Source organism: Ruegeria sp. CE12 (genome assembly GCF_056537525.1).
Genome location: NZ_JBQFRS010000018.1, coordinates 22,533 through 32,522, shown reverse-complemented (window position 1 = coordinate 32,522; position 9,990 = coordinate 22,533). Strand labels below are relative to the sequence as shown.

The 9,990-nt window shown below is 54.3% G+C and carries 9 protein-coding genes; 6 read left to right on the top strand and 3 right to left on the bottom strand.

The genetic code is table 11. From position 1 onward, the window contains the following. Window positions 1-94: 94 nt before the first annotated feature. The gene (locus ACR0IO_RS22500; RefSeq protein ID WP_480744999.1) at window positions 95-706 is read right to left on the bottom strand and encodes a glutathione S-transferase family protein; all 612 of its coding nucleotides are present in this window, start codon (window positions 704-706) and stop codon (window positions 95-97) included. After that, entirely contained in the window at window positions 703-2,106 is a 1,404-nt protein-coding gene (locus ACR0IO_RS22495; RefSeq protein WP_480744997.1) for an aspartate ammonia-lyase, read from the bottom strand. The genes ACR0IO_RS22500 and ACR0IO_RS22495 overlap by 4 nt, the downstream gene beginning before the upstream one ends. A 293-nt stretch (window positions 2,107-2,399) precedes the next feature. Here ACR0IO_RS22495 and ACR0IO_RS22490 point away from each other — a divergent pair, with 293 nt between their 5' ends. Genes ACR0IO_RS22490 through ACR0IO_RS22475 form a run of 4 tightly spaced genes read left to right on the top strand, consistent with a single transcriptional unit; the run spans window position 2,400 to window position 6,310 of the window. Next, window positions 2,400-3,509 (top strand): ABC transporter ATP-binding protein, encoded by a 1,110-nt coding sequence (locus ACR0IO_RS22490; protein WP_480744995.1) that lies wholly within the window; start codon window positions 2,400-2,402, stop codon window positions 3,507-3,509. Then, the gene (locus ACR0IO_RS22485) at window positions 3,509-4,438 is read left to right on the top strand and encodes an ABC transporter permease (RefSeq protein ID WP_155139344.1); all 930 of its coding nucleotides are present in this window, start codon (window positions 3,509-3,511) and stop codon (window positions 4,436-4,438) included. Before ACR0IO_RS22490 ends, ACR0IO_RS22485 begins: the two co-directional genes overlap by 1 nt. 3 nt (window positions 4,439-4,441) lie before the next feature. Beyond that, entirely contained in the window at window positions 4,442-5,251 is an 810-nt protein-coding gene (locus ACR0IO_RS22480; protein ID WP_155139342.1) for an ABC transporter permease, read from the top strand. Window positions 5,252-5,272: 21 nt separating this feature from the next. Next, window positions 5,273-6,310 (top strand): extracellular solute-binding protein, encoded by a 1,038-nt coding sequence (locus ACR0IO_RS22475; RefSeq protein WP_480744991.1) that lies wholly within the window; start codon window positions 5,273-5,275, stop codon window positions 6,308-6,310. A 54-nt stretch (window positions 6,311-6,364) separates the two neighbouring features. On the opposite strand, the gene ACR0IO_RS22470 is transcribed toward ACR0IO_RS22475, so the two are convergent. Beyond that, entirely contained in the window at window positions 6,365-7,426 is a 1,062-nt protein-coding gene (locus ACR0IO_RS22470) for a helix-turn-helix transcriptional regulator (RefSeq protein WP_480744989.1), read from the bottom strand. A 139-nt stretch (window positions 7,427-7,565) separates the two neighbouring features. Here ACR0IO_RS22470 and ACR0IO_RS22465 point away from each other — a divergent pair, with 139 nt between their 5' ends. Then, window positions 7,566-9,611 carry an oxidoreductase gene (locus tag ACR0IO_RS22465; protein WP_480744986.1) on the top strand — a complete coding sequence of 682 codons (2,046 nt, stop codon included), beginning with the start codon at window positions 7,566-7,568 and terminating at the stop codon, window positions 9,609-9,611. Window positions 9,612-9,625: 14 nt separating this feature from the next. Beyond that, complete coding sequence (locus tag ACR0IO_RS22460; protein ID WP_480744984.1) at window positions 9,626-9,988, top strand: cupin domain-containing protein; 363 nt, start codon at window positions 9,626-9,628, stop codon at window positions 9,986-9,988. Window positions 9,989-9,990 lie beyond the last annotated feature (2 nt).

Below are 9,990 nucleotides of genomic sequence, written 5' to 3'. Positions count from 1 at the left end.
CCGCTACCGTCCGCTTTCACGCGAACCTTCACATTATAGTCAATCACGCGTTTGACAGGCACGAGTACCTTCATTTCTGCGCTTGCTCCTTTGGTTAACTTGGCACTGTCTGTGCCAGAGAGGGTCGCTTGGATACCTTTTCATACCAAGCTGTTAGCTGCGGGCGTTCGGGGCGCCAGTCCCCGATAGGCTTGCGAAAATCGAGATAGCCCAACGCGCAGGCCAGACCGATACATGCTGCATCAAACTGTGGCTCCAGTGCGTCTAATACATGTGCCTCGAACCAGTCGAGAGAACGGTTGATCTTATCCGCCTGCCCGTCGATCCAGGCTTGCGATATCTGATCCTCTGGGCGGATACGCCGCTCGTAGACGCTGAGCAATGCCGCTTCTATGACGCCTTCGGCAAGGCTTTCGATGGTCAGCCGGTCAAATTCGGTATCATCCTTGGCATAAAGCGAGGTGTTCGCTTTCAGTCTGTCGACAAAGCGCAGAATTGCGCGGCTGTCATAGACCACACGGCCATCGGGGCGTTGCAAGCATGGCAACTTACCCAGCGGGTTATGCGCGGCAAGCTCGGCGTTGGTGTCGATCGGAGAGGTTGTAACTTCGACCTCTGCAACAAGGTCTTCGACACCTTTTTCAAGTATCGCCACCCTGACTTTGCGCGCAAAGGGAGAGGCCGGGGAAAAGTACAATCGGTTCATGAAAAGGCTTCCTGATTGAACATGGTTGATGCTGACAGGATGCTATCCAGTTTTTCTGCAGGTACCAGCCCGCTTTCCACAGTTACGTCACGGATTGATTTGCCGGTCTCCAAAGCTTGTTTGGCAAGGCGCGTGGCAGCGTCATATCCGAGATATGGTGCCAGAGCAGTCGCCAGGATCAGACTGTTGTCGAGCAGTGCCGCACAGCGATCAGCATCCGCCTTGATCCCCAGTACGCATTTTTCCGTTAGGATGTTTATGCTGTTGGTCAGAATCATAAGCGAATTTAGCAGGTTGTAGGTCACCACCGGCTCCATCGCGTTCAGTTGCAACTGCCCTGCTTCGGCTGCCATTGTGACGGTCAGATCATTGCCAATCACCTGATAACAAACCTGATTGACCACCTCCGGTATTACCGGGTTCACCTTTCCCGGCATAATCGAAGATCCTGCCTGTACTGCAGGAAGAGTAATTTCGCCCAGGCCTGCGCGCGGACCAGAAGACAGTAGGCGCAAGTCGTTGCAGATTTTGGACAGTTTTACGGCCACTCGCTTCAGGATTCCCGAAAACGTGACGAAACTGCCCAGATCCGATGAGGCTTCGATAAGATCGCTGGCCTGCCTGAGATCGAAACCCGAAATCCTTGCCAGATGAGAGATTGCGCGTGCGTCATAACCCGCTTCGGAATTGACCTTGGTACCAATGGCCGTGCCACCCAGATTCACTTCTTCCAAAAGGCGCCCGATTTCGTTGATGCGATCTAAGTCTTCTCCGACAGTGACAGCAAAAGCTCTGAACTCGGCGCCCAGCGTCATCGGCACGGCATCCTGCAATTGCGTGCGACCAACTTTGGCGATGTTCGCGAATGCCTGAGCGCGTTCTTCAAAGGCGGCCTGAAGACCCGACAGTGCCGAACAGAGCGGTGCCACCTGAAAGAGAACGGCCAATCGGACAGCGGTCGGATAGACATCGTTTGTCGACTGGCCGTGATTCACGTCGTCATTGGGATGTAGCTGAGAATAGGTCCCGGGCGGGTGGCCCAGTTTTTTGAGAGCAAGATTCGCAATAACCTCATTCGTGTTCATGTTGGTCGAGGTTCCGGCACCGCCCTGAATCATGTCCACGACAAAATGCTCGTGATGCTGTCCCTCGATGATTTCATCGCAAACATTGACGATGGCGCGGGCTTTGGCACTGGTTATCCCGCCCAGTTCCCCATTTGCTTGTGCCGCAGCGCTTTTGACCATCGCCAGAGAGATGACAAGATTTGGAAACTGCGACAGCGGGGCGCCCGTGATTGGAAAATTTCGGCGGGCCCGCTCGGTCTGAATACCGAACAGGCAATTGATGGGTAGGTCTATGTCGCCAATTGAATCCGTTTCGGTTCGGTACTGGGGCATTGGTCCAGCCTCTGGTCAAAGATGACTTTCGGATGAGGCTTACTCGACGGGCAGGGTGATCTAAAGTCGGTCTTTCCTTTGTACTGATTAGGACAGAACGAACCCAAACAGAGACCAGGAGCTATGGTTCACAAATAAATCATTGAATCGTGTTGGCTCGATGGCGCGATATTCTGAAAAACCGTGTGACAACAATTTGTTAGCTAAATGATTAGGCTAAACCTAATGTTTAGTGAGGAACTCAATAATTCAGAGGGCCTCTCCAGCGCGATATAACCGGTTGAAACTTCGCGATGCTGAGGGAGGCGCACTTGTCTAGCAAGGAACAAATCGCGATTGACGTGCGGGATGCGGTAAAACGCTATGGCGACTTCACAGCGCTCAAGACAATCTCTCTGTCAATCATGGACAACGAGTTTTTCACCCTTTTAGGGCCATCGGGCTGTGGCAAGACCACGTTGCTTAGGATGATCGCCGGGTTTGAGGATGTGACCGAAGGGGCGATCTTTCTGTTTGGTGACGAAATCGAAAACCTTCCACCGAACAAGCGCCCGGTGAATACAGTTTTCCAGAACTACGCCTTGTTCCCGCACATGACGATTCTGGACAACGTGGCCTTTGGTCTTGAGATGCGTGGAAGTTCGAAATCCGATGCCAGGACACGAGCAGGGGAAATGCTGGAACTGGTTCAGCTAAGCCAGTTTTCAGCTCGTAAACCTAGCCAGTTGTCGGGTGGTCAGCAGCAGCGCGTCGCATTGGCCCGCGCGCTGGCGCCGAAACCCAAGGTTCTGTTGCTGGATGAGCCGTTGTCGGCGCTCGATCTCAAGTTGCGTAAGGCGATGCAGCTGGAACTAAAGCACTTGCAGCGCGAAACCGGGATCACCTTTATTTTCGTTACCCATGATCAGGAAGAAGCCCTGACCATGTCCGACCGTATCGCGGTCATGTCCGCTGGTGAGTTGCAGCAGTTGGGCGCGCCGACAGATATCTATGAACGTCCACGCAATATGTTCGTGGCCGATTTCATCGGTGAAACAAACCTTCTGGAGGTATCGGTTGACGGTATCGAGAATGGCCGCGCAACCTGCCATCTGGGTGGTGGGCACGAGTTGACCTGCGATCAGGTGGACGGTGTCGGTGTCGGCTCGAAGGTACACATGTCGATCCGACCCGAGCGTCTGTACATGTCTGATCAGCCGGTCGAAAGCGAAAGCCTGAAGGGGCGCGTCAAGGACAACATATTTGTTGGCACGGACATCACCACGATCGTGGATTTGCAGGACGGCCCCGATTTCGTGGTCCGTACCTCGAACTCTGACCGTGGCAACAAACGCATCTTTGAACCGGGCACCGAAATGTTCGTCAACATGGAGCTGGGGGCAGCGCGCCTCTTGTTGGACTGATGGCAGCAGGTGCAGCAAGCGGTGGCAGCGCCACCACCGATACTTACAAAGAGGCCCGGACCTGGCTGTTGTTACCCGCCTGGGTCACGCTGAGCATTCTGGTTCTGGCTCCGGTCGTGATGATGCTGATCTATTCGTTCCTGACCAAAGAGTTCAGGGGCGGTGTGATCTGGGAATTCAGCCTTGCGGCCTATGACCAGTTCTTCTTCGATCGTGGTCTGTTCGGAGACGAACCCCCCAAGATCGAATGGACCTATATCACCATCTTCTGGCGGTCTATCTGGCAGGCGGGTGCGGCAACGCTTCTGAGCCTTGTGATCGGATTTCCAACTGCGTATTTCATTGCCACACGATCGGAAAACATGCGCCCGATCTGGGTGTTCCTGATCACCATTCCCTACTGGGTGAACCTGCTGATCCGGACGGTTTCGATGAAGTTCCTGTTGCGGGATCAGGGGCCACTTAATGACTTCCTGATCAGTATTGGTTTGATCGATAGCCCGCTGCACATCGTCAACACGAATTTCGCCGTACAGCTTGGTCTGTTCTATTCCTATCTGCCCTTCATGGTTCTGCCTATCTATGCAGCGGTCGAGCGCTACAACTTTGCTTTGTCCGAGGCAGCTGCAGATCTTTATGCATCGAAATGGACCACCCTGCGGCGTATCCTGCTACCTGCCGTCAAACCGGGCGTCATCGCGGGCTGTATTCTGGTGTTTGTTCCTTCAATGGGCTCGTTCCTGGCACCTGATTTGTTGGGTGGCGCCAAGAACTTCATGATCGGATCGCTGATCGAAGAGCAGTTCAAAGGCAACGCTGGCAACTGGCCGTTCGGAGCCGCCGCTTCAATGATCCTGCTGACAATGGTTCTGATCCTGCTGATGCTCTTCGCCCGGCAACAGGCCAAAGCTGAAAAGGCGGAGGGTTAAGCCATGACGAATTCAACTTTCGACATCAAATCCTATCGCGGTTTCAAAGCCATCACGCTGCTTTGCCTGATCGTTCTCTACGCACCACTGGTCGTTGTAACGATCTACAGTTTCAACTCATCGCAGTCTCTGACGAACTGGGAAGGGCTGTCTCTGCGCTGGTATGCGGATGTCTTCACCGGTCCTGAAAGCGACAAGTTCAAACAGGCTGCCAAAAATAGCTTCATCATCGCAATCGTGGCGGCCACGGTATCCACCACGATCGCAACATTGGCAGCGACCGGTATGGTCCGTGGTGGTAAGTTCAAGCTGCGCACTGTGTCATTTGGCCTGATCAGCCTGCCACTGATGGTTCCGGAAATCGTAACCGCCGTCGCCACACTGATCTTCTTTAACTCGATCGGGTTTGATCGTGGGATCATGACGATCTTGTTGGCCCACATCGCCTTTTGCATCCCGTTTGCCTATCTGCCGATTTCGGCCCGGATGCAGGGGATCGAAGACAGTTACGAACAGGCGGCACAGGATTTGTACGCCACCAAACGGCAGGCTTTCACCAAGATCCTGCTGCCGCTGATGATGCCCGGCATCATCTCGGGGTTCCTGCTCGCTTTCATCGTGAGTTTGGATGATTTCATCATCACCAACTTCGTGAAAGGTGCCGGTGTCGAAACCCTGCCCACGGCGATCTTTGGCTCGGTCAAACAGGGGATCAAACCCAATATCATGGCGATTTCGACCATGCTGCTGGGCGTGTCCATCATCATGGTCACGATCAGCTACTTCGTCAGCAAAACTGACAACACCAAATAAAACCAACAGATGGAGAGAACAATGAAATCCTTCATGAAAACCAGCGTCGCGGCATTTGCTCTGACAGTTGGTGCTAATGCCGCCACAGCCGAAGGCGATCTGGTTCTGTATCACTGGTTCGAATACATGCCGCAGGAGGTACTGGACAAGTTCACTGAGGAAACCGGTATCGAAGTGACAATGGACACGTTCGACTCGAACGAGTCGATGCTGGCGTCACTCAAGGCGGGTGGCATCGGAACCTATGACCTTTCGGTGCCCGGAGACTACATGGTGTCGATCATGGCCAACGAAGGCATGCTGGACACGATCGAAGACGGTGAGTTGAAGAACAAAGGCAATATTGAGCCTGAATGGGCTGATCCCAGCTTTGATCCAGGCCGCAAACACTCAATCCCGTATCAGTGGGGCTCTACCAGTTTTGCCGTAAACCGTGACGTCTATTCCGGTGATATTCAGACCACGGATATCCTGTTCAACCCTCCGGAAGAGCTGCAGGGCCGTATCAATATGCTGGATGCGCAGGGCGAGATCATGGTGATGGCATCGCTGCATCTGGGTATTCCGCAATGTTCCAGCGATCGCGAACAGCTCAAGGCGCTGAATGCTTTGCTGCAGGATGCCAAACAGCATTGGACCTCTTTTAACTCGGACACCGCGAAAGAAGTTCTTGTGTCGGGTGATGCGGCCGTAGGCCAGATCTACGATGGTTTCTCGGCCAAGGCCCGCGAAGAAGGCGCCAATGTCGAATATGCCTTCCCGACCCAGGGTTATGTTGCCTGGATGGACAACGTTGTTCTGCTGAAAGATGCCCCGAACCGCGAAAATGCCCTGAAATTCATGGACTTCCTGCTGGAGCCGGAAAACATCGCCGCCGTGACCAACTTTGCCCAGTACAATGCAGGTGTGAAGGGCGTGTCCGATTTTCTTGATCCAAATCTGGCGTCGCAACCCGAAAAGAACCCGCATGACAATGTCGGGCCGGGCGTGTTCATCGAGGTCTGTTCGGAAGAAGTTCAGGCGGTTTATGACCAGATCTGGACCAACCTGAAAAAGTAATTACTCCCCGTGCGTTTAGCACTCCTGATCCGGGCAGCCTCGCTGCCCGGTTTTTCATTCCGACCGCGCTCCGACGTGGTTCAGAAGCAGCAAAAAAAGCTCACGCTCGGTGGTGATGTCGAGCTTGCGGTAAATACTCTTACGATGATTTTTTACTGTACCAACCGCTATGCCCAGCTGTTCAGCAATTGAGGTAGAGGGAAATCCTCGGAGAGCCAGATAACAGATCGAAATCTCCCTTTGCGTCAGTTGGGCGGCAAACAGGCTATCGACAACTTCGGACAACACCAGAGAAGACGATGCCAGAGGGCGTTCTATAATAAACGTGATGCGCCCGTTGGGTGCAGGCGGGAATCCAGCTCCGAGTTTTTCCGAGATGACATGGGCGTTCCCAACGATCAGCGGTTGCCCCGGTATCGCCTCACGCGCCTGAGCAACGGCGTCTGACAAGGCAGACGTTTGTCCGGCTAGCTTGCGCCAGCTTGCGCTGGCAAAACACTGTCTGCCATGGCTGTCATCAATTGCGAAAGCATCTGCTTCGGGAAAACCGGTATAGTGTGTGTTTCCTTCTGCCAGCGCGCCCAGGATCAGCCGTTGGTTCAGATCATTCAGTGCCAGGATGGTCGGGTGCAGGGCGCGCAGCGTACGCAACTCGTCTTCAGTGAATGGTGATCCTCTGAGAAAGAAATAGTTGTCTACTGCACCGCCAATCTTGGGGCAGAGCACAGCGATTTCATCAGCCATGCCGGTCTTGGGTTGAAAGCGCAGAACATAGTCTCGCGCGCTCTCACCAAACTGACCCTCAGACGTATTCAACTCGGCAAGGCTCAGAACACCATTCACGTCGAGTTCACGCCAATGATGAAAGAACGGATCAAAGCGATAGGCACCAGCCAGATAAAAGTTGATCTCTTCCTCGGGCACATGATCTCGAACAAGATAGTGCGGCAACGCGTGGTGAGAATATTGCAGCACACCGCGTTTCTCGGCCCCAAGGAACTTTGCAATCGCTTCACATAGTGCTGCCTGAAATGGTTCTGCACCGCAGCTTTCTATGGCTCGAGAGAGCTCGGGCAGGGGTGTTGTTGCAGGTAGGTCAGATTTTGTTCGTGCCATCTTTAGCTTTGGATATGTCCCTTTAGGGACACTAGGCTCCCTGCAGGTTTTCTTTAGATTTCAGGCAATCATATTGCCAGCCCGACGAATGGCCAAGCAAGGTCCGGGGCTGCGCTGCTGCAAGCCAGGGAGGCCAGCCATGTCCAGAGATCCGCGTTACGACATATTGTTTGAACCGGTCAAAATAGGTCCGGTCACGACAAAAAACCGTTTCTATCAGGTCCCGCATTGCTCTGGCACATCAGACAACGCACCGGATGCCAATACGCGCATGCGTGAGATGAAGGCTGAAGGTGGTTGGGGTGTCGTGTGTACTGAGATTGCCGAGATCGGGAACACCACCGAGTTCTGGCCCTTTCCTTCACTGCACCTTTGGAACGACGCAGACATCAAGCGCATTTCACGCATGCCCGAAGCGGTGCACCGCCATGGTGCATTGGCAGGGGTCGAGCTGGGCCATGTCGGTTTGGCGGCGGGCAATCGGGCCTCGCGTACGCCGCCGCTGGGGCCTACATCACGCCTGACCCTGGAATCGGTCGAGCCATTTCAATCAAAGATGATGGACAAGCAGGACATCAGAACAGTACGCGAACAGCATATTGCCGCTGCCGTTCGGGCGCAGAAGGCTGGTTTCGATATCGTCTACGCCTATGCCGGCCACGGTTTGTCGATCTTCAGTCAGTTCCTGCAGCCCAGCTACAATACCCGCACCGATGAATATGGCGGTAGTCTGAAAAACCGGGCACGACTACTGCGTGAAGTGCTTGAGGGGATGAAGGACGCCATTGGCGATACCAGCGCGGTTGCCTTCAGGTTCGGAGTAAACGAAATCGATGGTGACCTGATGCAGGGCCAGGAACTGGTCGAGATGCTGAAGGATATCCCCGACCTTTGGGATGTGAACATTTCCGACTGGCCAGAAGACAGCCAGACTTCACGGTTCTCGAAAGAAGGGTTTCAGGAACAGCAGATTGCCTTTGTCAAAGGTATGGTCGACAAGCCGGTTGTCAGCGTGGGTCGCTTTACCTCGCCCGACACGATGCTCAGCCAGGTGCGGCGCGGGGTACTGGATCTGGTTGGCGCGGCGCGCCCGTCGATCGCCGATCCGTTTATCCCAACCAAGATTGATCAGGGCCGGGTTGATGACATCCGCGAATGTATTGGCTGCAATATCTGCGCGTCGGGCGAGATGTCTTATGCGCCAATGCGCTGCACCCAGAACCCGACTATAATGGACGAATATCGGCGTGGTTGGCATCCCGAGAAGGTCCCGGCGAAAGGTTCAGACGATACGATCCTGATCGTGGGCGGCGGTCCGGCAGGCTTGGAATGCGCCAATATCCTATCCAAGCGTGGATACGAAGTGACCGTAGCCGATGCGCGAGAGGAACTGGGTGGCCGTGTCAAACGCGAGGCAGGTCTGCCGGGCCTGTCAGAGTGGATCAGGGTTGCGGATTACCGTCTTTATGCGCTGCAGCAACTTGGCAACGTAAACCTCTACACGGATTCACCGCTTGCAGCTGATGACATCATGGAATTTGGGATGGAGCATGTCGTGATCGCCACCGGCGCCACATGGCGCAGGGATGGTATAGGCCGGTTCAACGTGACCCCAGTGTTGAGGGGCGACGAGGTGAACGTGCTGACCCCGGACGACATTCTGGACGGGGCCGAAGTCAAAGGTCCGGTGGTCATCTATGACGAGGACGGCGCCTATCTGGGCAATGTGCTCGCCGAAAAGCTGGTCAAGGATGGGCACGAGGTCAGCTATGTAATCCCGGCTGCTGAGGTGGCTCCCTATCTGGCACTGACGATGGAACAACACAAAGTCATCGCCCGACTGATGGAGCTGGGCGTACGCATCGAACGTCTGAAAACGCTCAAGAATGTGCATGAAGACCGCATCGAATTCGTATGCATTCATGGTGGTCAGGGGTTGGAACTGCCACTCGGAACGGCGGTTGTACTGACGTCAAAAACGCCCAATGATGAACTGTATCAGAATTTGTTGGAGCGTGAGGCGGACTGGGCCGAAGCGGGCATCAAATCGGTCAGTCGGATCGGTGATTGCGAAGCCCCTTCGATTATCGCCGCCGCCGTTCACGCAGGTCACCGTTGGGCCCGGGAACTGGATAATTCGGACAGTTTGAAGGCCTCAGCCTATCTGCCGATGCCTTTGGCATAAGAAAGGAAGACATCATGACTACCCCAATACGATTGCTGGCAGCGGGCCATCCAGAAACCGGCTTTGGCCCATCTTCACTTGTGGCTGAAAGCGATTTTACTACAGCGGACAAGTCCGAAACCATCAGCAGCTTTTTCGAGAGTAAGGATGAGAAGATTTCAGTCGGTGTGTGGGAATGCGCACCCTGCCGGGAGGAAATCGAAGCCTATCCGGTAGATGAAATGATGACTGTGATATCAGGTTCGGTCACATTGACCAGTTCTGACGGGGCAGAGCAAACCTTTACCGCCGGAGATACTTTTTTCATTCCCAAGGGCACGCCCTGTACCTGGGAAATCACGCAGACTTTGCGCAAGTTTTACATGATTACGGCTTGAAG

What these genes read in the sequence shown, in the direction of transcription:
- ACR0IO_RS22475 (WP_480744991.1), top strand. Translation starts at nt 5,273, where the DNA reads ATGAAATCCTTCATGAAAACCAGCGTCGCGGCATTTGCTCTGACAGTT.
- ACR0IO_RS22490 (WP_480744995.1), top strand. Translation starts at nt 2,400, where the DNA reads ATGCTGAGGGAGGCGCACTTGTCTAGCAAGGAACAAATCGCGATTGAC.
- ACR0IO_RS22480 (WP_155139342.1), top strand. Translation starts at nt 4,442, where the DNA reads ATGACGAATTCAACTTTCGACATCAAATCCTATCGCGGTTTCAAAGCC.
- ACR0IO_RS22495 (WP_480744997.1), bottom strand. Translation starts at nt 2,106, where the DNA reads ATGCCCCAGTACCGAACCGAAACGGATTCAATTGGCGACATAGACCTA.
- ACR0IO_RS22470 (WP_480744989.1), bottom strand. Translation starts at nt 7,426, where the DNA reads ATGGCACGAACAAAATCTGACCTACCTGCAACAACACCCCTGCCCGAG.
- ACR0IO_RS22500 (WP_480744999.1), bottom strand. Translation starts at nt 706, where the DNA reads ATGAACCGATTGTACTTTTCCCCGGCCTCTCCCTTTGCGCGCAAAGTC.
- ACR0IO_RS22465 (WP_480744986.1), top strand. Translation starts at nt 7,566, where the DNA reads ATGTCCAGAGATCCGCGTTACGACATATTGTTTGAACCGGTCAAAATA.
- ACR0IO_RS22460 (WP_480744984.1), top strand. Translation starts at nt 9,626, where the DNA reads ATGACTACCCCAATACGATTGCTGGCAGCGGGCCATCCAGAAACCGGC.
- ACR0IO_RS22485 (WP_155139344.1), top strand. Translation starts at nt 3,509, where the DNA reads ATGGCAGCAGGTGCAGCAAGCGGTGGCAGCGCCACCACCGATACTTAC.